Source organism: Citrobacter sp. CRE-46, assembly GCF_059615875.1.
This window is the reverse complement of the sequence record NZ_CM184341.1, coordinates 5,136,080-5,160,353: the sequence shown is the minus strand read 5'-3', so window position 1 is coordinate 5,160,353 and position 24,274 is coordinate 5,136,080. Positions and strand designations below refer to the sequence as shown.

Here is a 24,274-nt window from a genome sequence, read left to right as displayed (position 1 = left end):
TATGTCGCTTGCTAAAGCGTCCTTATGGACGGCGGCCAGTACGCTGGTAAAAATTGGAGCGGGTTTGCTGGTGGTGAAACTATTGGCCGTCTCCTTTGGCCCGGCAGGTGTGGGCCAGGCGGGTAATTTTCGCCAAATGGTCACCGTGCTGGGCGTGTTGGCGGGAGCAGGCATTTTCAACGGCGTCACGAAATACGTTGCGCAGCACCATGACGATCCGGCCCGGCTCCGTAAGGTGGTCGGTACATCTTCCGCAATGGTGCTGGGATTCTCTACGCTGATGGCGGCGGTTTTTCTGCTGGCGGCCGCGCCGATCAGTCAGGGGTTGTTTGGCCATACGCATTATCAGGGGCTGGTTCGACTGGTTGCGCTGGTGCAGATGGGCATCGCCTGGGCTAACCTGCTGCTGGCGCTGATGAAAGGCTTCCGCGATGCGGCAGGCAACGCGCTGTCGCTGATTGTGGGTAGCCTGGTTGGCGTAGTGGCTTACTATGGCTGCTATCGTCTGGGGGGCTATGAAGGCGCCTTGCTGGGCCTGGCTCTGGTGCCTGCGCTGGTCGTTATCCCTGCCATTATTATGCTGCTTAAGCGTGGAACTATTCCGCTGCATTACCTGAAGCCCTCGTGGGACAATGGTCTGGCAGGGCAGTTAAGCAAGTTTACGCTGATGGCGCTGATTACCTCTGTTACGCTGCCTGTGGCATACGTGATGATGCGAAACCTGCTGGCGGCACAGTACAGCTGGGATGATGTGGGGATCTGGCAGGGGGTCAGCAGTATCTCCGATGCGTATCTGCAATTTATTACCGCCTCATTCAGCGTTTACTTGCTGCCGACGTTGTCGCGGCTGACAGAAAAGCATGACATTACCCGCGAGGTCATTAAGTCGCTGAAGTTCGTGCTGCCGGCGGTTGCCGCCGCGAGCTTTACCGTTTGGCTATTGCGTGATTTTGCGATCTGGCTGCTCTTTTCCGCAAAATTTACCGCCATGCGCGACCTGTTTGCCTGGCAACTGGTCGGCGATGTACTGAAAGTTGGCGCCTACGTTTTTGGTTATCTGGTGATCGCGAAAGCGTCGCTGCGGTTTTATATTCTGGCTGAAATTAGCCAGTTCATGTTATTGACGGCGTTTGCCCACTGGCTGATCCCGGCACATGGTGCTCTGGGCGCAGCGCAGGCGTATATGGCAACATACATCGTCTATTTTTCTCTTTGTTGTGGCGTGTTTTTACTCTGGCGTAGGCGGGCATGACTGTACTGATTCACGTTCTGGGATCGGATATCCCTCACCATAACCACACCGTGCTGCGGTTTTTTAACGATTCGCTGGCTGCGACGGGCGAGCACGCGCGCACGTTTATGGTTGCAGGCCAGGATGCTGGGTTCAGTGAGAGCTGCCCGGCGTTATCGCTGAGTTTCTACGACGGAAAAAAGGCGCTGGCCCGGGCGGTTATTGCGAAGGCGAAAGCGGATCGCCAACAGCGCTTCTTCTTTCATGGTCAGTTCAACACCAGCCTGTGGCTGGCGCTGCTGAGCGGGGGAATTAAACCGGAGCAGTTTTACTGGCACATCTGGGGCGCGGATTTATATGAAGTTTCCAGTGGGCTGAAATTCCGCCTGTTTTACCCGATTCGTCGCATGGCGCAGAATCGCGTGGGCTGCGTGTTTGCTACGCGAGGCGATTTACGTTATTTCGCTGGGCAGCATCCGCACGTTCGCGGCGAACTGCTCTATTTCCCAACGCGGATGGATCCCTCGCTCAATAATATGAGCAGTGAAAGCCAGCGCAGCGGTAAGATGACGGTGTTGGTTGGCAACTCTGGCGATCGCAGCAATGAGCATATTGCCGCGCTACGTGCTGTTCACCAGCAGTTTGGTGACACGGTGAATGTGATAGTGCCGATGGGGTATCCTGCCAATAATACGGCCTATATCGACGAGGTGCGTCAGGCGGGTCTGGCATTATTTAGCGCGGATAATTTGCAAATATTGAGTGAAAAACTGGAGTTTGATGCCTATCTGGCACTATTGCGTCAGTGCGATCTGGGCTACTTTATTTTTGCCCGTCAGCAAGGGATCGGCACCTTATGTTTGTTGATCCAGGCCGGTATCCCGTGCGTGCTCAACCGTGAAAATCCTTTCTGGCAGGATATGGCAGAGCAAAATATCCCGGTTCTGTTTACGACAGATCAACTCAATGAAGGTCTCGTACGTGAAGCGCAGCGGCAACTGGCGTTGGTAGATAAAAATACGATCACCTTCTTTAGCCCGAATTATCTGCAGCCGTGGCATAACGCGCTGCGCATTGCTTCAGGAGAAACTAAATGAGCCTGATGCAATTCAGCGGACTGCTGGTGGTCTGGCTGCTCTCCACTTTGTTTATCGCCACGCTGACCTGGTTTGAATTCCGCCGCGTGCGTTTTAACTTCAACGTCTTTTTCTCGTTGCTGTTTTTGCTAACGTTCTTCTTCGGATTCCCGCTGACCAGCATCCTGGTGTTTCGTTTTGATGTGGCGGTAGCGCCCCCGGAGATCCTGCTGCAGGCTTTGCTGTCAGCCGCTTGCTTCTATGCCGTTTACTACGTGACGTATAAAACGCGTTTACGTAAGCGCGTAGAGGATAAGCCGCGCAGGCCGCTATTTACCATCAATCGCGTTGAAGCCCATTTAACCTGGGTTATTCTGATGGCGATTGCGTTGGTGAGCGTGGGCGTCTTCTTTATGCACAATGGGTTCCTGCTGTTCAGACTGCAATCCTACAGCCAGATTTTTTCCAGTGAAGTCTCTGGCGTGGCGTTAAAGCGCTTCTTCTACTTCTTCATTCCGGCGATGCTGGTGGTCTACTTTCTGCGTCAGGATAGCAAAGCGTGGCTGTTCTTCCTGGTAAGCACCGTCGCGTTTGGCTTGTTGACCTATATGATTGTCGGCGGAACGCGCGCCAATATTATTATCGCGTTTGCCATCTTCCTGTTTATCGGCATTATTCGCGGTTGGATTTCGCTGTGGATGCTGGCCGCCGCAGGCGTGTTGGGCATCGTCGGTATGTTCTGGCTGGCGCTGAAACGCTACGGGATGAACGTGAGCGGTGACGAGGCGTTCTATACGTTCCTGTACCTGACGCGTGATACTTTCTCGCCGTGGGAAAACCTGGCGCTGTTGCTGCAGAACTACCACAATATTGAGTTCCAGGGGCTGGCGCCGATCGTCCGTGATTTCTACGTCTTTATCCCCACCTGGCTGTGGCCCGGGCGGCCGAGTATCGTTCTCAATTCCGCGAACTACTTTACCTGGGAAGTGTTGAACAACCACTCGGGGCTGGCGATTTCACCCACTTTAATTGGTTCGCTGGTGGTGATGGGCGGGGCACTGTTTATACCGTTAGGCGCGATTGTCGTCGGGTTAATTATTAAATGGTTCGACTGGCTATATGAATTAGGTAACCGCGAAACCAATCGCTACAAGGCGGCCATTTTGCACAGTTTCTGTTTTGGCGCCATTTTCAATATGATCGTTTTGGCACGTGAAGGACTGGATTCGTTTGTCTCGCGAGTGGTCTTTTTCCTCGTGATTTTTGGCGTTTGTCTGCTGGTGGCAAAACTGCTGTTCTGGCTATTCGATAGCGCGGGACTTATCCATAAACGAATTAAATCGCTGCCCCGGACACAGATTGAAGGATCGTAATGACGGATAACACAACTGCGCCACTCTATTCGCTGCGCGGACTACAACTGATTGGCTGGCGCGATATGCAACACGCGCTAAATTACCTGTTTGCCGAAGGACGCCTCAGGCCTGGGACGCTGGTGGCTATCAATGCCGAGAAAATGCTGACGGCAGAAGATAACCCTGAAGTGCGGGATCTGATTAACGCCGCTGAGTTCAAATATGCGGATGGTATTAGCGTGGTGCGTTCGGTGCGTAAAAAATTCCCGCAGGCTCAGATTTCACGCGTAGCGGGGGCCGATCTCTGGGAAGCGCTAATGGCGAGAGCCGGGCAGGAGGGAACGCCGGTTTTCCTGATTGGCGGCAAGCCTGAGGTTTTGGCGCAAACCGAAGCCAAATTGCGTGCGCAGTGGCATGTGAACATTGTGGGTAGCCAGGACGGTTATTTTACGCCGGAGCAGCGTCAGGCATTGTTTGAACGTATCCACGCCAGCGGTGCGCAAATTGTGACGGTAGCGATGGGATCACCGAAGCAAGAAATTTTTATGCGTGATTGCCGGAAGATCCACCCTGAAGCGCTGTATATGGGGGTAGGGGGGACCTACGACGTCTTTACCGGTCACGTTAAGCGTGCGCCTAAACTCTGGCAAAATCTGGGGCTGGAGTGGCTGTATCGCTTACTGTCACAGCCGAGCCGTATCACCCGTCAACTTCGTTTGTTGCGCTATCTCCGCTGGCACTATACCGGCAACCTCTGATGCTCTCTCCTCTGATAAGTAGCGTGATCTGCTAATCACGCTACTTATTCACAACATAATCGCTGCTTTCTCGCACAATCTATTCATTTTTTGAATGCTTTAATTGCCATTTAAGCGATTTTAGGAAACCATTCGCAACAATCATTACAGTGCCGTGGTGTTTTTGGCGCCAACCGTTAAGCGGTCGGTGCCGTATGGCCTGTTATGGAATAACAAGATGTACCCATAACGAGAACCGGTAATACCGGACAGCATGCAAACACATCAAGAGGATTTATGGCCGAGAACAAACCTGAGCTACAGCGTGGGCTGGAGGCTCGTCACATCGAATTAATTGCCCTTGGAGGCACTATTGGCGTCGGACTGTTTATGGGTGCCGCCAGTACCCTGAAATGGGCGGGGCCTTCGGTCCTGCTGGCGTATATCGTCGCGGGGCTGTTCGTCTTTTTCATTATGCGTTCCATGGGGGAGATGTTATTCCTCGAGCCGGTTGCCGGTTCATTCGCGGTTTACGCGCACCGTTACATGAGCCCCTTCTTTGGCTATCTTACCGCCTGGTCATACTGGTTTATGTGGATGGCGGTAGGGATATCAGAGATTACCGCCATCGGGGTGTACGTACAGTTCTGGTTCCCGGAAATGGCGCAATGGATACCCGCCCTGATTGCTGTCGGGCTGGTTGCGCTGGCAAACCTCGCCGCGGTTCGCCTGTATGGTGAAATTGAATTCTGGTTTGCCATGATCAAAGTGACCACCATCATTGTGATGATCGTTATTGGGTTAGGGGTCATTTTCTTCGGCTTTGGCAATGGTGGCCAGGCGATTGGCTTTGGCAACCTGACCGACCACGGCGGCTTCTTTGCCGGCGGCTGGAAGGGCTTTCTGACGGCATTGTGTATTGTCGTGGCTTCCTACCAGGGCGTAGAGCTGATCGGCATTACTGCGGGTGAGGCGAAGAACCCCCAGGTCACGCTGCGTAGCGCGGTGGGGAAGGTGCTGTGGCGTATCCTGATTTTCTACGTCGGCGCGATCTTTGTTATCGTCACTATTTTCCCGTGGAACGAGATTGGCAGCAACGGCAGCCCGTTTGTTCTCACCTTTGCCAAGATTGGTATTACCGCCGCGGCAGGAATTATTAACTTTGTGGTCCTGACGGCGGCGCTGTCTGGCTGTAACAGCGGCATGTACAGCTGTGGGCGTATGCTCTACGCGCTGGCAAAGAATCGCCAGCTACCAGCCGTTGTTGGAAAAGTCTCTCGCCATGGCGTGCCGGTTGCCGGTGTAGCGATTTCTATCGCGATCCTGCTGATTGGTTCGTGCCTGAACTACATCATTCCCAATCCGCAACGGGTGTTCGTTTATGTCTATAGTGCCAGCGTGTTGCCGGGGATGGTGCCGTGGTTTGTGATCCTGATAAGCCAGTTGCGTTTCCGTCAGGCGCATAAAGCGGCGATCGCCAGTCATCCTTTCCGCTCGATTCTGTTCCCGTGGGCGAATTATTTGACGATGGCGTTCCTGATTTGCGTATTAATCGGTATGTACTTTAATGAAGATACCCGAATGTCGCTGTTTGTTGGGATTATCTTCTTACTGGCTGTGACGCTCATTTATAAGGTTTTTGGTCTGAATCGTCATGGCACAGCCCATAAATTGCGGGAATAAGCGACAAAACGCACAAACCATGACCAAACGATAATTTATTTTAAAAAAGCACTAGACAGAAGACCGAGACCTCCGTAATATCCAGCCCCGCAACGGCGCTAAGCGCCCGTAGCTCAGCTGGATAGAGCGCTGCCCTCCGGAGGCAGAGGTCTCAGGTTCGAATCCTGTCGGGCGCACCATTTAGTTAGGTGCCGGAGCTGCGGTGGTTTTAATACCGCGTAAAAGATTTGCAGTGGTGGCTATAGCTCAGTTGGTAGAGCCCTGGATTGTGATTCCAGTTGTCGTGGGTTCGAATCCCATTAGCCACCCCATTAATTTAAAGTTGTGAAATGCGAAGGTGGCGGAATTGGTAGACGCGCTAGCTTCAGGTGTTAGTGTCCTTAGGATGTGGGGGTTCGAGTCCCCCCCCTCGCACCACGACTTAAAGAATTGAACTAAAAATTCAAAAAGCAGTAAAACGGCGAGTAGCGCAGCTTGGTAGCGCAACTGGTTTGGGACCAGTGGGTCGGAGGTTCGAATCCTCTCTCGCCGACCAATTTTGAACCCCGCTTCGGCGGGGTTTTTTGTTTTCTGATTTTCCCTCCTCAGCCCTTATTCCCGCGAATTACCTGATGTCTTAAAAAGTTCGAATCCATAGTTTTTGCAGTGCAATCGTGGCATGCGTTGTGCAATAATATACGGGTAGATGCTCATTCCATCTCTTATGTTCGCCATCAGGCCTCATAAACTCGGGAATGATGCAGAGCCGTTTACGGTGCTTATCGTCCACAGACAGATGTCGCTCATGCCTCATCAAACACCATGGACATAACGTTGAGTGAAGCACCCATTATGTTGTCATACAGACCTGTTTAACGCCTGCTCCTTACCGAGCGGGCGTTTTTTTATGCATATACACGTCATCCTTCAAGCTGCCTCTTTGTTGACTACGTCTGCTCACCCCAGTCACTTACTTATGTAAGCTCTTGGGGATTCCCAGACTTGCCGCCTTGATGCATCTTGAATGATTTTGTGTATACAATTGCCCGGTAAGCGAAGCGCCACCGGGCAAGAGGGAATTACTGCGGGGGATTGTTGTTCTGCAGCGTCAACATCAGGCCATCACGGCGCATGGTGGCGGCTTCTTCCGGCTGATGCAGTCTGTCCAGCGCGTCAGCAAGCCAGGCGTAGTCGTAGGCGTCCGGGCGCTGTTTGAGCGCAGCACGGAAGGCGAGCGTGGCTTCCTGCCATTCACCATGCTTCATTAACGATTGCCCCAGCGTGCTCCACAGCAACGGGCGATCGCCAACGGCCTTAATCTGCTGGCGAAGCACTTTTTCTATCTGTTCCGGGTTGTTGGTTTTCAGGCGCGGGATCGGCAGCACCAGACGGTCGTCATACTGACGTTTCAGACCGTCAATGATGACCTGCTGCGCCGTATCGTGATCGTCGCACTCAATCAGATGTTCAGCCATCGCGACCTGCAGGGCAACCTGATGACGGGTTTTACGGTTCTGGTTTTTCCACCACGTACGTAGCCCCTCACTGCCCTGATCGGCGCGAACCTGATCCATCAGACCCACCCATGCCTGTTGTTCCAGCATTGCGCGGTGCTCTTCATCACCCACATGCGCTTTAGCCATAGTTGGAATGATATCCAGTAACGAACTCCATGCGCCGGTGCGAATGTAGGCTTGCTCAGCCAGACGCAGCACTTCCGGATGACGCGGCGTCACCTCCAGCAGCTTATCTACGCTGTGGCGCGCGGCGTGATTTTCATTACGCGCCAGTTGCAGACGAACGCGAGCGATTTCTACCGGGATCGTATCATTCCCGGCCAGTTCAGCTGCACGCTCAAGGTGTTGATTCGCGCGCGCTTCATCGCCACGTTGCTGGGCCGCTTCTGCCGCCAGCAGGTAATTCACTACCGGTTGTTCAGCATGATCGGCGTTTTTCGACATCAGCTTTTCAACCTGCTGATAATCGCCTTCCGCCAGTTTGAGCAGCGCTTGTTCAGTCTGCTTGCGGGCGCGGCGACGTTTACGGCCGACAAACCATCCGCGGGTATGCGCGCCGGTGCGGAAAATTCGGCGCAGCAGCCATTCAATCGCAAACAGGACGACCATCGCGACGATCAGGATGATCACCAGGCCCGTCACGCTGGTTTCAATGTTGTAATTATCGGTTTGGATCAGCACGTAGCCCTGATGACCGGCAATCATTGGACCAACGACGATCCCGGCAATCAACAGTACAAAGAGTAATAATACTTTTAGCATCATTATTCTCCTTGCGGCGCAGTTGCCGGGGTGTCTGCCGAAGGAGCAGGAGCGGCGGCAACCGGCGCTGTGACAGGCTGCGCCAGTAAATTACGCACGCGGGTCTGCATTAATTTGTCGAGAATAGCCTGGCTCTGCAGTGTTTCTGGCACATCCATACTGATGCTTTGTTGGCTCAGCTGGTCTACCTCTTCCAGGAAAGCTTTGGTGGTTGCATCGTCGGTGTCGTAGTAGGCGCGTACCCAGGTAGAGACATTTTCCAGCGCCTGGCGGTATGTCTCTTCCTGATGACGCGGTACGGCCTGGGCGGCTACTAACAGGCGAGAACGAATGTTCTCACGTAAGTAAACGTCCTGGTTCGGCGCCAGCAGCGGGACGGCGGTTTCATCTCGACGGCGAACAGTGATAAAGCTGTCCATAAAATTCTGCCAGCTTTTTTGCAGGTTGACGCGCCATTCACTAATTGAGCTGGACAGCTCGCTGCTGTCGGAGTCCATCGGTGAATCGTCGGTGTCGTTGTCGGCCAGACGCAGGTTATCAATCTGGTTAGAGAGCTGATTCACTTTCAGGATAATGCCGTCATAGTCGACCTGAGTTACCGCGGAGAGGCTCGCGATGTCGTCAGTAATCGCGCGACGGGCGGCAATTAAGCTCGGGTCGTTCATATCCGCCAGACTGGCGTCGGCGCTTTTCAGCAGCGCCGCAGCGGTGGTAACGTCCTGATCGCTCCATAATTTACGACCAGCCAGTTTTACCAGAAAATCAGCCTGCGCCAGCAGCCATGTCCCAGCATCGCTGCCGGAGATAGTGGCGACTTTTTGCTGTACTTCATCAAGCTGTTTGACCAGCGCGGCTTGCTGGCGAGTGGCTTCATCAAGCTGCGTTGCCTGCTGTTTAATGATGCCTTCCAGCTCAGCTTTTTGGCTTTCTTGCGCTTTTTGCAGCGCCGTCAGCTGGTTCGCCAGCGCATCGCTGGTTGCCGTCTGCGTTGTTGCCTGCTGTTTCCCCCAGCCATACAGACCCACACCTGCTGCCAGCGCAATAGCAATCGCCACCGCGCTCAGAATCAGCGCCGTGCTGTTGTTACCCTTTTTTTCAGTATTGTCTGGCTGTGCTGTGGTTTCCACGGCCTCCCTAGTCTCTTCAACCACGGCGGAGGATTTTTCTTGTTCCGTCATTATGGCATCCCATTATGAGAGTTATTGTAATGCGCGTAGTAGCGCATCGTTGTCGGCGTTATCAGCGACCTTAATATCTTGCCAGCCCAGTTCCCGGGCGAGGTGCGCCAGACGCTCACTGACGACCAGCAGCCGACAGCGTAGTAACCAGTGCTCACGATACCACTGCGGAATGAGCGACCAGAGCTGTTGTAACATCTCACCGCTGGTGACCACCACCGTGGTCACGCCGCGAGATTGCCAGCGCATTGCTTCTTCCGCACCATCGTAATTTTTTGCACTGCGTTGATAACATTCACAAAAATCAACATCGGCTCCGCGCGCCGTCAGGGTCTCACCTATCAGTTCCCGACCGCCGTTACCGCGTAAAATAAGCGCGCGTTTTCCCGCAATATTTTGTAATTCAGGTAATTGTAGCAAGACTTCGCTGATTTCCCGATCCAGAGGATAGTGAATATTGCAGCCGCTAACAGTATGCAGCGCCAGCGCCGTTGTGCGGCCAATGGCAAAATAATGCGGAAGGGAAGGCCAGCTTTTCCCTTGTTGCTGAAGTTCGGCATCGGCAAAGGTGACAGCGTGCTGCGAGAGGGCAAAAACCAGATCGTTATCCGTCAGCGCCGACAGTCGGGAGGCGAGTGTTGCCAGTTCCCGACCCGGGGAAAACTCGATGAGCGGAAAACTCCAGGCCACCTGCCCCAGTGTGCGCAGACGGCTCACTAACTCTTCCCCTGCGGGAGACGGGCGGGTGACCAGAATACTCATGCGGGTGCTTCTCCGTTATAAACTTCAGCCAGAATGGCGCGCGCACCATTCTCCAGGAGCTCTTCTGCCAGAGAGATGCCCATCTGTTCAGCATCCTGCGCGGCACCGCGACGTTCCCCGCATACCATCTGCGATCCGTCAGGCGCGCCGACCAGCGCGCGTAGCCAAATCTCACCGTTGATGAGTTCGGCATAACTGCCGATAGGCACCTGACATCCCCCTTCGAGGCGAGTGTTCATGGCGCGTTCGGCTGTTACGCGTAGCGCGGTCTCTTCGTGGTTGAGCGGCGCTAACAACGCCTGAGTACGCATATCGTCCAGTCGGCACTCTATGCCGACGGCGCCTTGCCCGACTGCGGGCAGGGAGACTTCCGGCGGCAGTGCGGTACGGACTCGCGACTCAAGCCCTAAACGTTTTAACCCGGCGACCGCCAGAATAATGGCGTCATAATCGCCGTTATCCAATTTGCCGAGACGCGTACCGACGTTGCCGCGCAGCGAACGGATGACGAGATCCGGGCGACGCTTTGCCAACTGGCACTGGCGACGCAAACTGGATGTCCCGACAATACTACCTGCGGGAAGGTCATCCAACGTGTTGTACTTATTTGAGACGAAAGCATCACGCGGATCCTCTCGCTCGCAAATGGTGACCAGTCCAAGACCGTCAGGGAATTCAACCGGCACATCCTTCATGGAATGCACGGCGATATCGGCGCGTTTTTCCAGCAGCGCGACTTCCAGCTCTTTAACAAACAACCCTTTCCCTCCGACCTTTGCCAGCGGGGTATCAAGGATCACATCGCCACGGGTTACCATAGGAACCAGTTCCACGATCAGACCGGGGTGATTTGCCATTAAGGCGTCTTTGACATAATGTGCCTGCCAGAGCGCAAGGGGGCTTTGGCGTGTGGCAATTCTCAAAACATTGTCTAACATGCTTGTTACCGTCATTATCAATCATTGACCATCCTAACATCCTTATCAAAGGGATGTCAGCGTTACGCTCAAACGTAAGTGAGAGGAAAAGCTGCTGCATCATCAGTGGCAGTGAATAATGACGAGAAACCTTCCGACCGTATGAAGGAATTTACACGTAACGAACGGTGCTACACTTGTATGTAGCGCATCTTTCTTTACGGTCAATGAGCAAGGTGTTAAATTGATCACGTTTTAGACCATTTTTTCGGCTGTACCGCACAAAAAAATACGGGCGAAAAACAGGTAACGGTTATTTTTGACATACGGTTTATCCGAATTGATGACAATTATTGTGAGCGCTTGCGCCGCAGTAATCGACAACATGACGGATAGCAACATCAGGCGATACGTCTTGTACCTCTATATTGAGACTCTGAAACAGAGACTGGATGCCATAAATCAACTGCGTGTGGATCGCGCGCTTGCTGCCATGGGACCTGCTTTCCAGCAGGTATACAGTCTGCTGCCGACATTATTGCACTACCACCACCCTCTGATGCCGGGTTACCTCGATGGTAACGTTCCCAAAGGCATATGCTTTTACACGCCTGATGAAACCCAACGCCACTACCTCAACGAACTCGAACTGTACCGCGGTATGTCACCGCAGGAACCTCCCAAGGGCGAACTGCCGATCACCGGCGTCTACTCAATGGGCAGCACCTCTTCGGTAGGGCAAAGCTGTTCTTCCGACCTCGATATCTGGGTCTGCCACCAATCCTGGCTGGATAGCGAAGAGCGCCAGCTGTTGCAGCGTAAATGTAGCCTGCTCGAAAGCTGGGCCGCTTCGCTGGGCGTGGAAGTCAGTTTCTTCCTGATTGATGAAAACCGTTTCCGTCACAATGAAAGCGGCAGTCTTGGTGGTGAAGACTGTGGCTCGACGCAGCATATCCTGTTGCTTGATGAATTCTATCGCACCGCTGTGCGCCTCGCGGGCAAACGTATTCTGTGGAATATGGTGCCGGGCGACGAAGAAGAGCATTACGACGATTACGTCATGAAGCTCTACGCGCAGGGCGTATTAACGCCAAACGAATGGCTGGATCTCGGCGGACTCAGTTCGCTCTCCGCCGAAGAGTACTTTGGTGCCAGCCTCTGGCAGTTGTACAAAAGTATCGATTCCCCGTACAAAGCGGTGCTGAAGACGCTGCTGCTGGAAGCCTACTCCTGGGAATATCCCAATCCTCGCCTGTTGGCGAAAGACATTAAACAGCGCCTGCACGATGGCGAGATCGTCTCTTTTGGTCTCGATCCCTACTGCATGATGCTGGAGCGTGTGACCGAATATCTCACGGCGATCGAAGACCCGACGCGCCTGGATTTAGTGCGTCGATGTTTCTACTTAAAAGTGTGTGAGAAACTGAGCCGCGAGCGCGCCTGCGTGGGCTGGCGTCGTGAAGTATTAAGCCAGTTAGTGCAAGAATGGGGCTGGGACGAAGCCCGTCTGACAATGCTGGATAACCGCGCTAACTGGAAGATTGATCAGGTACGTGAAGCGCATAACGAACTGCTTGATGCGATGATGCAGAGCTATCGTAATCTGATCCGCTTTGCGCGGCGCAATAACCTTAGCGTTAGCGCCAGTCCGCAGGATATCGGCGTGCTGACCCGTAAGCTGTATGCCGCGTTTGAAGCGTTGCCGGGTAAGGTAACGCTGGTGAACCCGCAAATATCTCCGGACCTCTCAGAACCGAACCTGACCTTTATCCATGTGCCGCCGGGCCGCGCCAATCGTTCGGGTTGGTATCTCTACAACCGCGCGCCAAATATGGATTCGATCATCAGCCATCAGCCACTGGAATATAACCGCTACCTTAACAAGCTGGTGGCGTGGGCCTGGTTCAACGGTCTGCTGACATCGCGTACGCATTTGTTTATTAAGGGCAACGGTATTGTCGATTTGCCGAAGCTGCAGGAGATGGTCGCCGATGTATCGCACCACTTCCCGCTGCGCCTGCCGGCACCAACGCCGAAAGCGCTCTACAGCCCGTGCGAAATTCGCCATCTGGCGATTATCGTTAACCTTGAATATGACCCGACGACTGCATTCCGTAATCAGGTGGTGCATTTTGATTTCCGTAAGTTGGACGTCTTCAGCTTTGGCGAAGAGCAAAATTGCCTGGTAGGGAGCGTCGACCTGCTGTACCGCAACTCGTGGAATGAAGTACGTACGCTGCACTTCAACGGCGAGCAGGCGATGATTGAAGCGTTAAAAACGATTCTGGGCAAAATGCACCAGGATGCCGCGCCGCCGGATAGCGTCGAAGTGTTCTGCTACAGCCAGCATCTGCGTGGGTTAATCCGTACCCGCGTGCAGCAACTGGTTTCTGAGTGTATCGAGCTGCGCCTTTCCAGTACCCGCCAGGAAACCGGGCGTTTCAAAGCGCTGCGCGTGTCTGGTCAGACGTGGGGACTGTTCTTCGAGCGTCTGAACGTATCGGTACAGAAACTGGAAAACGCCATCGAATTCTATGGGGCGATTTCACACAACAAACTGCACGGCCTTTCCGTCCAGGTTGAAACGAACCACGTGAAACTCCCGTCGGTGGTGGACGGTTTTGCCAGTGAAGGGATCATTCAGTTCTTTTTCGAAGAAACGGGCGATGAGCAGGGCTTTAATATTTATATCCTGGATGAGAGTAACCGCGCGGAGGTGTATCACCACTGCGAGGGAAGCAAAGAAGAGCTGGTACGTGATGTCAGCCGCTTCTATTCATCGTCGCACGATCGCTTTACCTACGGCTCCAGCTTCATCAACTTTAACCTGCCGCAGTTCTATCAGATTGTGAAAACCGACGGACGTGCGCAGGTGATTCCGTTCCGTACCCAGCCGCTCAACCCAGTCCCGCCAGCTAATCAGGATAACGACACGCCGATGTTGCAGCAGTATTTCTCCTGAGGCTTTTCGCCCGGTGGCGGCTACGCCTTACCGGGCCTACTGTAGGCCGGATAAGCAAAGCGTATCCGGCAAAAAATCAACGGAAGCTCACCTCTTCACCCGACTGCTGCGTTGCCGCCTGCTCCAGCAAATCCCAGAACGTTTCGCCGCTACGGTCGCAGATCCACTCGTCGCCTTTCAGGTCAAAGTGGTAGCCGCCTTGTTTGGTTGCCAGCCACACCTGGTGCAGCGGCTCCTGACGGTTAATAATGATTTTGCTGCCGTTTTCGAAGCTGATGGTCAGCACGCCGCCGTTGATCTCACAATCGATATCGCTGTCGCCGTCCCAGTCATCCAGACGCTCCTCAATGGTCATCCACAGGGTGTCGGCAAGGCGATGAAATTCACTGTCGTTCATTTTCTTATCCTGTTTTTCGTGATGACGGCAGTATAACCTGAAACAAAACGCGTTGCAGATTACAGGCTAACTCTTGCTTTTACGCCTTCTCCTGCGATGATAGAAAACAGAAAGCATGAACTTTACAGGCAATCCATAATGAAAAACGTGTTAAAGCCACTCGCTGTCATTTTAACTCTGTTCAGCCTGACGGGCTGTGGGCTAAAAGGCCCGCTCTATTTCCCGCCAGCAGATAAAACCGCGCCGCCTCCGACCAAGAGCGTTCAGCCGCAATCGCAATCCACCACGCCTGAGAAAAACGATCGTGGGATTAGCGACGGCCCTTCTCAGGTGAATTACTGACGGCAGGAATAGATTTACATTTCTGTACCCGCGTGAACGGAGTGAATGATGCAATTCTCTAAAATGCATGGCCTTGGCAACGATTTTATGGTCGTCGACGCGGTAACGCAGAATGTCTTTTTCTCACCAGAGCTGATCCGCCGCCTGTCCGACAGGCATCTCGGCGTTGGGTTTGATCAGTTGCTGGTGGTTGAACCTCCGTATGATCCGGAGCTGGATTTCCACTACCGTATTTTTAATGCCGACGGCAGTGAAGTGTCACAGTGTGGCAATGGCGCCCGTTGTTTTGCTCGCTTTGTTCGCCTGAAAGGGCTGACCAATAAACGTGATATTCGCGTCAGTACCGCGAATGGTCGTATGGTGTTAACCGTAACCGACGACGAACTGGTGCGGGTGAATATGGGGGAACCCAACTTTGAACCTTCGCAGGTTCCGTTTCGCGCCAACAAAGCAGAGAAGACCTATATTATGCGCGCGGCCGAACAGACAATATTGTGCGGCGTGGTTTCAATGGGGAACCCGCACTGCGTGATTCAGGTTGATGATGTTGATACGGCCACGGTGGAAACGCTGGGACCGGTGCTGGAAAGCCACGAACGCTTTCCTGAACGCGCCAACATCGGCTTTATGCAGGTGGTAAAGCGCGAGCATATCCGGCTGCGCGTCTACGAGCGCGGGGCGGGCGAAACGCAGGCCTGCGGCAGCGGAGCGTGCGCCGCTGTTGCGGTAGGTATTCAGCAGGGCCTGCTGGCAGAAGAGGTGAGGGTGGAGTTACCTGGCGGTCGACTTGATATCGCCTGGAAAGGTCCGGGTCATCCGCTGTATATGACTGGCCCGGCGGCACATGTCTACGACGGATTTATTCACTTATGAAGCAACCAGGGGAAGAACTACAGGAAACGCTCATGGAGCTCGACGATCGGGCGGTCGTCGATTACCTGCAACGTAATCCTGAGTTTTTTATCCGTAATGCCCGGGCAGTTGAAGCGATGCGCGTCCCACACCCTGTGCGGGGCACGATCTCTTTAGTTGAATGGCATATGGCGCGGGCACGTAATCATATTAATGTGCTTGAAGAGAACATGGCGTTATTGATGGAACAAGCCAACGCCAATGAAAGCCTGTTCTATCGTCTGCTAAATCTGCAAAGTCGCCTGGTGTCGGCCAGCAGTCTTGACGATATGCTGATGCGATTTCATCGCTGGGCGCGTGAGCTGGGGCTGGCCGGCGCGACGGTGCGTCTGTTTCCGGACCGGTGGCGACTTGGCGCGCCATCCAAATTTACGCATCTGGCATTAAGCCGTCAGGCCTTTGAACCGTTGCGTATTCAGCGTCTGGGGCAGTCGCAGCACTATCTTGGGCCACTCAATGGTCCGGAATTGCTGGTTATGATGCCGGAGGCGAAAGCGATAGGCTCGGTGGCGATGTCGATGCTGGGGCAAGATGGTTCCCTGGGCGTGATGCTGTTCAGCAGCCGTGACGTTAACCATTACCAGCAGGGGCAAGGTACACAATTACTGCAAGAAATCTCGCTGATGTTGCCGGAGCTGCTGGAGCGCTGGATTGAACGCGTATGACCGATTCACCCCTTTCTCAGGATGTGGCGCGCTTTTTGCGCTATCTGGGCGTTGAGCGCCAGCTTAGCCCGATCACGCGACTCAATTATCAGCGTCAGCTTGATGCCATCATCGCGTTAGCCGGAGAAACCGGTCTGCAAAGCTGGCAACAATGTGACGCTGCAATGGTACGCAGCTTTGCTGTGCGCAGCCGTCGAAAAGGGCTGGGAGCGGCGAGTCTGGCATTGCGTCTCTCCGCACTACGCAGTTTCTTCGACTGGCTGGTTAATCAGGGCGAGCTGAAAGCCAACCCGGCAAAAAGCGTTTCCGCGCCGAAAGCGCCACGCCACTTACCTAAAAATATCGACGTCGATGATGTTAATCGTCTGCTGGATATCGATCTCAACGATCCCCTTGCCGTGCGCGACCGGGCGATGCTGGAAGTGATGTACGGCGCGGGACTGCGTTTATCTGAACTGGTTGGGCTGGATATTAAACATCTCGATCTCGACACCGGCGAAGTGTGGGTGATGGGCAAGGGGAGTAAAGAACGTCGTCTGCCGATCGGCCGCAATGCGGTGGCGTGGATTGAGCACTGGCTGGATCTGCGCGGTTTATTTGGCGGGGATGACGATGCGTTGTTCCTGTCTAAACTGGGCAAGCGCATCTCTGCGCGTAACGTGCAGAAACGCTTTGCGGAATGGGGTATCAAACAGGGGCTGAACAGCCACGTCCATCCCCACAAATTGCGCCACTCTTTTGCGACGCATATGCTGGAGTCGAGCGGCGATCTGCGCGGAGTGCAGGAGTTATTGGGTCATGCCAATCTCTCCACTACTCAAATCTATACCCATCTTGATTTTCAACACCTGGCTTCAGTGTACGATGCGGCGCATCCGCGCGCCAAACGGGGGAAATAATGCGTTTTTACCGGCCTTTGGGGCGTATTTCTGCGCTCACCTTTGACCTTGATGACACCCTTTACGATAACCGTCCCGTTATCACACGCACCGAGCAGGAAGCGCTCGCGTTTGTACAGAATTATCATCCGGCGTTGAATTCGCTGCAAAATAGCGACCTGCAGCGCTTACGTCAGGCCGTTCGTGACGCCGAGCCGGAAATCTACCACGACGTTACCCAATGGCGTCACCGCGCCGTAGAACGCGCTATGCTGGAGGCTGGTCTGTCAGCGGCAGAAGCCTTGATGGGGGCGAATGCGGCGATGATGAATTTCGCCAAATGGCGTAGCCGCATTGATGTTCCGCAGGCGACGCATGACACGCTGAAGGCGCTGGCCCGCAAATGGCCGCTGGTGGCGATCACCAATGGTAACGCGCAGCCGGAACTGTTTGGTCTGGGTGATTATTTTGAGTTTGTGCTGCGCGCCGGTCCCGACGGGCGCTCAAAACCGTTCAGCGACATGTACGCGCTGGCGGCGGAAAAACTGAAAATGCCGGTAGGTGAAATTCTGCATGTGGGTGATGACCTGACGACAGACGTTGCAGGCGCTATTCGTTGTGGTATGCAGGCTTGCTGGATCAAACCGGAAAATGCCGACCTGATGCAAACCGCAGACAGCCGTTTGCTGCCGCATATTGAAATTTCACAGTTGGCATCTCTGACCTCGCTGATATAATCACCAGCAGAACTCTGTATATATACCCAGCTTTTTGGCGGATGGCGCTACGCTTCTCCGCCTTACCTACTTTTACGCGGCGGTGCCAATGGACGTTTCTTACCTGCTCGACAGCCTTAATGATAAACAGCGTGAAGCGGTGGCCGCGCCACGCAGCAACATGCTGGTTCTGGCAGGCGCGGGGAGTGGTAAAACTCGCGTACTGGTGCACCGTATCGCCTGGTTACTGACGGTAGAGAACAACTCGCCGTACTCCATTATGGCGGTGACCTTTACCAACAAAGCGGCGGCGGAAATGCGCCACCGTATTGGTCAGATCATGGGAACCAGCCAGGGCGGAATGTGGGTGGGGACCTTTCACGGCCTGGCGCACCGTCTGTTGCGCGCGCACCATATGGATGCCAACCTGCCGCAGGATTTCCAGATCCTCGACAGCGAGGACCAACTGCGTTTGCTCAAGCGCCTGATCAAAGCGATGAACCTTGACGAAAAGCAGTGGCCGCCGCGTCAGGCAATGTGGTTTATCAACAGCCAGAAAGATGAAGGGCTGCGCCCGCACCATCTGCAAAGCTACGGCAACCCGGTCGAACAGACCTGGCAGAAGGTCTATCAGGCTTATCAGGAAGCCTGCGATCGCGCGGGGCTGGTGGATTTCGCCGAACTGCTGCTGCGCGCCCATGAACTGTGGCTCAACAAGCCGCACATTCTGCAGCACTACCGCGAACGCTTTACCAATATCCTGGTGGACGAATTCCAGGATACCAACAACATTCAGTACGCCTGGATCCGTCTGCTGGCGGGCGACACCGGCAAGGTGATGATCGTGGGCGATGATGACCAGTCGATCTACGGCTGGCGCGGCGCGCAGGTGGAGAACATTCAGCGCTTCCTCAATGATTTCCCGGGCGCAGAAACCATTCGTCTGGAGCAGAACTACCGTTCGACCAACAATATTCTTAGCGCAGCTAACGCCCTGATTGAAAATAACAACGGGCGCCTGGGTAAAAAACTGTGGACCGACGGCGTCGACGGCGAGCCGATCTCGCTGTATTGCGCCTTCAACGAACTTGATGAAGCGCGCTTCGTGGTCAATCGCATTAAAACCTGGCAGGACAACGGCGGCGCGCTGGAACAGTGCGCGATTCTGTATCGTAGCAACGCCCAGTCACGCGTGTTGGAAGAAGCCTTACTACAGGCCAGCATGCCGTATCGTATCTATGGCGGTATGCGCTTCTTTGAACGTCAGGAAATTAAAGACGCGCTCTCCTACCTGCGCCTGATCGCTAACCGCAATGACGATGCCGCGTTTGAGCGTGTGGTGAATACGCCAACGCGCGGGATTGGCGATCGTACTTTAGATGTCGTGCGCCAGACTTCCCGTGACCGCCAGCTAACGTTGTGGCAGGCCTGTCGTGAACTGCTGCAGGAAAAAGCCCTGGCCGGTCGAGCCGCCAGCGCCTTACAGCGCTTTATGGAACTGATTGACGCGCTGGCGCAAGAGACCGCCGATATGCCGCTGCACGTGCAGACTGACCGGGTGATTAAAGATTCCGGCCTGCGCATGATGTACGAGCAGGAAAAAGGCGAGAAAGGTCAGACGCGTATCGAAAACTTAGACGAACTGGTGACGGCAACGCGCCAGTTCAGCTACAACGAAGAAGACGAAGACTTAATGCCGCTGCAGGCGTTCCTCTCCCACGCCGCGCTGGAAGCAGGCGAAGGGCAAGCGGATACCTGGCAGGACGCGGTACAGCTGATGACCCTGCACTCGGCGAAAGGGCTGGAGTTCCCGCAGGTATTTATTGTGGGTATGGAAGAAGGCATGTTCCCGAGCCAGATGTCGCTGGATGAAGGCGGCCGTCTCGAAGAAGAACGTCGCCTGGCCTATGTTGGCGTCACCCGCGCGATGCAGAAACTGACGCTCACCTACGCCGAAACGCGTCGTTTGTACGGTAAAGAGGTTTACCATCGTCCGTCGCGCTTTATCGGCGAACTGCCGGAAGCGTGCGTTGAAGAGGTGCGTCTGCGCGCCACGGTTAGCCGTCCGGTGAGCCATCAGCGGATGGGCACGCCAATGGCGGAAAACGATACCGGCTACAAACTTGGCCAGCGGGTACGCCACGCGAAGTTCGGCGAGGGCACCATCGTCAACCTCGAAGGTAGCGGTGAGCACAGTCGTTTGCAGGTCGCGTTCCAGGGGCAGGGCATTAAATGGCTGGTGGCGGCTTACGCCAGACTGGAAACGGTATGATCGCCTGATGTCGTTGCGCTTATCAGATCTACTGACCGGGTAACATTTTGATTTGTAGGCCGGATAAGGCGAAGCCGCCATTCGGCTATCTGCCGGTTAATATTCTGAAATCATAGATAAATAATTCCCCTCTGCTAACCTTTTTGTATAAGGGGAAATTATTACTTTTTCGCCATCCGTTGCGTGTTGACGTCAAAATTTTGCTGGCGTAACATGCGCGCACGATTACGCTAAGAGGACATTCGCCTTGGACACACCCAGTAGATACTGGCTCATTATCCTGTCATCCAGGATCAACTCCTAAGGCTATCCCTTTTTGCTGATAGCCTTCGCGGTTGTCAGCGACCTTCTGTTTTTTCCCGTCGCGCTGAGTCAGGCTGTTTAATGGTCTGAAACCCAATTTGTTTCTGTGTGCCCTCCGAACTGTCCGATAATTTTTTGCATTGGGAGTCCCGGTCATGCTGAGCGCATTTCAACTGGAAAACAATCGTTTAACTCGCCTTGAGGCAGACGAGATCGAGCACCTGGCCAGTTCGGTTTGGGTCGATTTAGTCGAGCCGGATGACGAAGAACGAAACCGTGTGCAAAAGGACTTGGGCCAGAATCTGGCCACGCGCCCTGAACTGGAAGACATCGAAGCATCCGCACGTTTTTTTGAAGACGAGGATGGACTGCACATTCACTCCTTCTTTTTCTATGAAGACGCCGACGATCACGCGGGTAACTCAACCGTCGCATTTACCATTCGCGAAGGCCGCCTGTTTACCCTGCGCGAACGCGAACTGCCGGCGTTTCGTCTGTATCGCATGCGTGCGCGTAACCAGGCGATGGTGGATGGTAACGCCTACGAGCTGCTACTCGATCTGTTCGAAACCAAAATTGAACAGTTGGCGGATGAGATTGAAAACATCTATAGCGACCTGGAAAAACTCAGCCGTGTGATCATGGAAGGGCGTCAGGGCGATGAGTATGACGAAGCGCTTTCCACGCTGGCGGAACAGGAAGATATCGGCTGGAAGGTACGCCTGTGTCTGATGGATACCCAGCGCGCACTGAACTTTCTGGTGCGTAAAGCGCGTCTGCCGGGTGGTCAACTGGAGCAGGCGCGTGAGATCCTGCGCGATATCGAGTCTCTGCTGCCGCATAACGAATCGCTGTTCCAGAAGGTTAACTTCCTGATGCAGGCGGCGATGGGCTTTATCAATATTGAGCAGAACCGCATCATCAAGATCTTCTCGGTGGTCTCGGTGGTATTTCTGCCGCCGACGCTGGTGGCTTCCAGCTACGGCATGAACTTTGAATTCATGCCGGAACTGCACTGGAGCTTCGGTTATCCTGGCGCGATTGTCTTTATGATGCTCGCAGGTCTGGCGCCGTATCTGTACTTTAAACGTAAGAACTGGCTTTAATGGCGGTGTCTTATCAGGCCTACAGATCCCGTAGGCCTGATAAGCGTAGCGCCATCAGGCAAAAAGCCTTCACATCCCCATACGCGTTCTGCGTTGCGTATAAATCGCATCCATCACGAAAATCGCCAGCGCCACCCAGATAAAGGCGAACGTCACCATTTTATCCGCTCCCGGCACTTCACCGTAAAAGGTGATCGCCAGCAGGAACATCAACGTGGGTCCGATATACTGGAAGAAACCCAGTGTGGAAAGACGCAGACGTGTCGCTGCGCCGGTAAAGCACAGCAGCGGAATGGTGGTCACGATACCGGCGGCAATCAGTAGCAGATTGAGTGACATCGGGTTTTGCCCCATATGGCTGGTTGGGCTATCCGCAATGCCAAACAGGTAGATAGCGGCAACGGGTAAGAGCCACAGGGTTTCAATCAACATGCCGGTTTGCGCTTCAACGGCAATCTTCTTACGCACCAGACCATAAAAAGCAAAGCTGAACGCCAGTCCCAGCGCGATTATCGGCAATGAGCCGAAGGTCCACAGCTGTACCAGTACGCCGCAGGCGGCTAACAGTACCGCCAACCACTGCATGCGACGAAAGCGCTCGCCGAGGAAAAGCATTCCCAGCACGATATTCACTAGCGGGTTAATAAAATAGCCGAGACTGGCTTCCAGCATATGGTGATTATTGACCGCCCAAATGAACAGCAGCCAGTTTCCGCCGATGAGCACCGCAGAGAGCGCCAGCAGGAAGATCTTCTTTGGCGTTTGTAGCAGCGTTTTAACACCCGACCACTGGCGGCTGATGCTCATCAGCACCACCATAAAGAAAAATGACCAGATGACGCGGTGCGTCAGGATCTCATCCGCCGGGACATAGTAAATCAGCTTGAAGTAGGCGGGAGCGATACCCCAAATAAAATAGGCAGCCAGAGCGAGTAACACGCCCTGCCGCGTTTGTTTAGCATCCATCGGGAAAACTCATTGCAGAAATGTAACAGCAGTTTACCTTTTTTTAAGCGCTTACCCCACCATATAAGTGGCGGTTGCGCTGGCGATATAGAGCTGTTCTTCGTTATGCAGTTCAACACGCGCAACGGCTACTTTATTACCCGCCCGCAGCAGGCTGCTGGTGGCGGTAAAGCGATTCCCTCTCCCCGGGCGCAGGTAATCAACCCGTAAATCGATGGTGCCCATACGTGACATTCGCTGACGCAGTTCGTCCTCACTGATCGTTTCGTGACGGGTTAGCGTACTGCCTACACACACCAGTCCGGCGGCGACGTCGAGTGCTGAGGCGATCACTCCGCCGTGCAGAATGCTTTGCGCCCAGTTACCGACCATCATCGGTTGATTATTAAACGCTAATTGCGCAAATTCTTTTTCATAGCGTTCCAGTTCCAGCCCCAGCGCACGGTTAAACGGCATATGATAAACAAACATTTCACCCACTAACTTCAGGGCTTCTTCAGCGGTCAGTACAGCAGACATACGATCTTAATACCTTATTGGTTAATGAAATGTTGATATTATGCTTATTATTTGTTGTTTTCTACTTTAGGACGGGATAACTAACGAGGAACGAGCTAAGTATGTAGAATGCTTGTCAGAAAATTATACAATTCATCAATATTTTGGTTCAGGAGAACATTACCGATGCGGGCGATTCTGGGATGGTTACTACCAGCAGTCATGCTGCCGTTGACCGCGTATGCGCAGGAAGCGACAGTAAAAGAGATTCATGATGCACCAGCAGTTCGGGGCAGTATCATCGCTAATATGCTGCAAGAGCATGACAACCCTTTCACGCTTTACCCTTATGACACCAACTACCTTATCTACACCAATACCAGCGACATGAACAAAGAGGCGATCAGCAGCTATAGCTGGTCGGACAATGCGCGCAAAGATGAGGTGAAGTTTCAGCTAAGCCTGGCGTTTCCCCTTTGGCGAGGAATATTGGGTCCGAACTCGGTTCTTGGCGGTTCCTATACGCAGAAATCCTGGTGGCAGCTTTCGAACAGTGAAGAATCTTCACCGTTTCGCGAAACCAACTACGAGCCGCAGTTGTTCCTTGGTTTCGCCACCGACTATCGCTTTGCCGGGTGGACGCTACGTGATGTCGAAATGGGTTATAACCATGATTCCAACGGGCGCTCCGACCCCACTTCACGTAGCTGGAACCGCCTGTATACCCGCCTGATGGCAGAAAACGGCAACTGGCTGGTGGAAGTAAAGCCGTGGTACGTCATTGGCAGTACCGATGATAACCCCGACATCACCAAATACATGGGCTATTATCAGCTGAAAATGGGGTATCACCTGGGCGACGCCGTTATCAGCGTGAAAGGTCAGTACAACTGGAACACCGGCTACGGCGGCGCAGAGTTAGGGGCAAGCTATCCTATTACGAAGCATGTTCGTCTCTACACCCAGGTCTACAGTGGTTACGGAGAATCGCTGATTGACTACAACTTCAATCAGACCCGTGTTGGCGTGGGTGTAATGCTTAACGATATCTTCTGACAGA

General features: G+C 53.8%; 22 protein-coding genes and 4 tRNA genes. 19 read left to right on the top strand and 7 right to left on the bottom strand.

Annotation, left to right across the window (positions count from 1 at the left end):
- Position 1 precedes the first annotated feature (1 nt).
- The 9 genes from wzxE to AC534G_RS24970 all read left to right on the top strand — a co-directional run bounded on the left by wzxE (position 2) and on the right by AC534G_RS24970 (position 6,617).
- Positions 2-1,252 carry a lipid III flippase WzxE gene (gene wzxE / locus AC534G_RS25010; protein ID WP_038634544.1) on the top strand — a complete coding sequence of 417 codons (1,251 nt, stop codon included), beginning with the start codon at positions 2-4 and terminating at the stop codon, positions 1,250-1,252.
- Positions 1,249-2,328 (top strand): TDP-N-acetylfucosamine:lipid II N-acetylfucosaminyltransferase, encoded by a 1,080-nt coding sequence (locus AC534G_RS25005; protein ID WP_110496367.1) that lies wholly within the window; start codon positions 1,249-1,251, stop codon positions 2,326-2,328. The genes wzxE and AC534G_RS25005 overlap by 4 nt, the downstream gene beginning before the upstream one ends.
- The gene (gene wzyE, locus AC534G_RS25000; protein WP_038634539.1) at positions 2,325-3,680 is read left to right on the top strand and encodes an ECA oligosaccharide polymerase; all 1,356 of its coding nucleotides are present in this window, start codon (positions 2,325-2,327) and stop codon (positions 3,678-3,680) included. Before AC534G_RS25005 ends, wzyE begins: the two co-directional genes overlap by 4 nt.
- Positions 3,680-4,420, top strand: a complete 741-nt coding sequence (wecG, locus tag AC534G_RS24995) for a lipopolysaccharide N-acetylmannosaminouronosyltransferase (RefSeq protein WP_069325088.1) — start codon at positions 3,680-3,682, stop codon at positions 4,418-4,420. Before wzyE ends, wecG begins: the two co-directional genes overlap by 1 nt.
- Positions 4,421-4,696: 276 nt before the next feature.
- Positions 4,697-6,082 carry a bifunctional threonine/serine APC transporter ThrP gene (thrP, locus tag AC534G_RS24990; RefSeq protein ID WP_038634533.1) on the top strand — a complete coding sequence of 462 codons (1,386 nt, stop codon included), beginning with the start codon at positions 4,697-4,699 and terminating at the stop codon, positions 6,080-6,082.
- A 102-nt stretch (positions 6,083-6,184) separates the two neighbouring features.
- Positions 6,185-6,261, top strand: a tRNA-Arg gene (locus AC534G_RS24985).
- Between the two features lie 56 nt (positions 6,262-6,317).
- A tRNA-His gene (locus tag AC534G_RS24980) sits at positions 6,318-6,393 on the top strand.
- A 20-nt stretch (positions 6,394-6,413) separates the two neighbouring features.
- Positions 6,414-6,499, top strand: a tRNA-Leu gene (locus AC534G_RS24975).
- A 41-nt stretch (positions 6,500-6,540) separates the two neighbouring features.
- A tRNA-Pro gene (locus tag AC534G_RS24970) sits at positions 6,541-6,617 on the top strand.
- 523 nt (positions 6,618-7,140) lie between these two features.
- On the opposite strand, the gene hemY is transcribed toward AC534G_RS24970, so the two are convergent.
- From hemY to hemC, 4 genes are read right to left on the bottom strand one after another with little or no spacing between them, the layout of a single operon-like run.
- Positions 7,141-8,340 carry a protoheme IX biogenesis protein HemY gene (hemY, locus tag AC534G_RS24965; RefSeq protein ID WP_110496365.1) on the bottom strand — a complete coding sequence of 400 codons (1,200 nt, stop codon included), beginning with the start codon at positions 8,338-8,340 and terminating at the stop codon, positions 7,141-7,143.
- Between the two features lie 2 nt (positions 8,341-8,342).
- Positions 8,343-9,518: a uroporphyrinogen-III C-methyltransferase gene (hemX, locus tag AC534G_RS24960; protein ID WP_110496363.1), complete on the bottom strand. Its 1,176-nt coding sequence runs from the start codon at positions 9,516-9,518 to the stop codon at positions 8,343-8,345.
- Between the two features lie 21 nt (positions 9,519-9,539).
- Positions 9,540-10,280, bottom strand: coding sequence for a uroporphyrinogen-III synthase (hemD, locus tag AC534G_RS24955; protein WP_042314019.1), 741 nt, complete (start codon positions 10,278-10,280; stop codon positions 9,540-9,542).
- The gene (hemC, locus tag AC534G_RS24950; protein WP_038634520.1) at positions 10,277-11,218 is read right to left on the bottom strand and encodes a hydroxymethylbilane synthase; all 942 of its coding nucleotides are present in this window, start codon (positions 11,216-11,218) and stop codon (positions 10,277-10,279) included. Before hemC ends, hemD begins: the two co-directional genes overlap by 4 nt.
- A 394-nt stretch (positions 11,219-11,612) precedes the next feature.
- On the opposite strand from hemC, the gene cyaA reads away from it, so the two are divergent.
- Complete coding sequence (gene cyaA, locus AC534G_RS24945; RefSeq protein ID WP_038634518.1) at positions 11,613-14,159, top strand: class I adenylate cyclase; 2,547 nt, start codon at positions 11,613-11,615, stop codon at positions 14,157-14,159.
- Between the two features lie 76 nt (positions 14,160-14,235).
- On the opposite strand, the gene cyaY is transcribed toward cyaA, so the two are convergent.
- Positions 14,236-14,556: an iron donor protein CyaY gene (cyaY, locus tag AC534G_RS24940; RefSeq protein WP_038634515.1), complete on the bottom strand. Its 321-nt coding sequence runs from the start codon at positions 14,554-14,556 to the stop codon at positions 14,236-14,238.
- A 138-nt stretch (positions 14,557-14,694) separates the two neighbouring features.
- On the opposite strand from cyaY, the gene lptM reads away from it, so the two are divergent.
- From lptM to corA, 8 genes are all read left to right on the top strand, one after another.
- Positions 14,695-14,898, top strand: coding sequence for an LPS translocon maturation chaperone LptM (gene lptM / locus AC534G_RS24935; RefSeq protein ID WP_032940199.1), 204 nt, complete (start codon positions 14,695-14,697; stop codon positions 14,896-14,898).
- A 48-nt stretch (positions 14,899-14,946) separates the two neighbouring features.
- Positions 14,947-15,771, top strand: coding sequence for a diaminopimelate epimerase (gene dapF / locus AC534G_RS24930; protein ID WP_038634512.1), 825 nt, complete (start codon positions 14,947-14,949; stop codon positions 15,769-15,771).
- Complete coding sequence (locus AC534G_RS24925) at positions 15,768-16,475, top strand: DUF484 domain-containing protein (protein ID WP_038634510.1); 708 nt, start codon at positions 15,768-15,770, stop codon at positions 16,473-16,475. The genes dapF and AC534G_RS24925 overlap by 4 nt, the downstream gene beginning before the upstream one ends.
- Positions 16,472-17,374, top strand: coding sequence for a tyrosine recombinase XerC (gene xerC / locus AC534G_RS24920; protein ID WP_110496361.1), 903 nt, complete (start codon positions 16,472-16,474; stop codon positions 17,372-17,374). The genes AC534G_RS24925 and xerC overlap by 4 nt, the downstream gene beginning before the upstream one ends.
- Positions 17,374-18,090, top strand: coding sequence for a 5-amino-6-(5-phospho-D-ribitylamino)uracil phosphatase YigB (yigB, locus tag AC534G_RS24915; protein ID WP_069325085.1), 717 nt, complete (start codon positions 17,374-17,376; stop codon positions 18,088-18,090). The genes xerC and yigB overlap by 1 nt, the downstream gene beginning before the upstream one ends.
- Positions 18,091-18,178: 88 nt before the next feature.
- Positions 18,179-20,341, top strand: a complete 2,163-nt coding sequence (gene uvrD / locus AC534G_RS24910; protein ID WP_038634502.1) for a DNA helicase II — start codon at positions 18,179-18,181, stop codon at positions 20,339-20,341.
- A gap of 247 nt (positions 20,342-20,588) precedes the next feature.
- Complete coding sequence (gene ysgD / locus AC534G_RS24905) at positions 20,589-20,645, top strand: YsgD/CorL family protein (protein ID WP_212723238.1); 57 nt, start codon at positions 20,589-20,591, stop codon at positions 20,643-20,645.
- 154 nt (positions 20,646-20,799) lie between these two features.
- Positions 20,800-21,750, top strand: a complete 951-nt coding sequence (corA, locus tag AC534G_RS24900; protein WP_038634499.1) for a magnesium/cobalt transporter CorA — start codon at positions 20,800-20,802, stop codon at positions 21,748-21,750.
- A gap of 69 nt (positions 21,751-21,819) precedes the next feature.
- Here corA and rarD read toward each other — a convergent pair whose 3' ends face one another.
- Both rarD and yigI read right to left on the bottom strand, forming a co-directional pair.
- Positions 21,820-22,716, bottom strand: a complete 897-nt coding sequence (gene rarD, locus AC534G_RS24895) for an EamA family transporter RarD (protein ID WP_038634496.1) — start codon at positions 22,714-22,716, stop codon at positions 21,820-21,822.
- Positions 22,717-22,767: 51 nt separating this feature from the next.
- Positions 22,768-23,235 carry an acyl-CoA thioesterase YigI gene (gene yigI, locus AC534G_RS24890; RefSeq protein WP_003017917.1) on the bottom strand — a complete coding sequence of 156 codons (468 nt, stop codon included), beginning with the start codon at positions 23,233-23,235 and terminating at the stop codon, positions 22,768-22,770.
- Positions 23,236-23,400: 165 nt separating this feature from the next.
- Between yigI and pldA the strand changes: the two genes are divergently transcribed.
- Entirely contained in the window at positions 23,401-24,270 is an 870-nt protein-coding gene (pldA, locus tag AC534G_RS24885; RefSeq protein WP_038634493.1) for a phospholipase A, read from the top strand.
- Positions 24,271-24,274 lie beyond the last annotated feature (4 nt).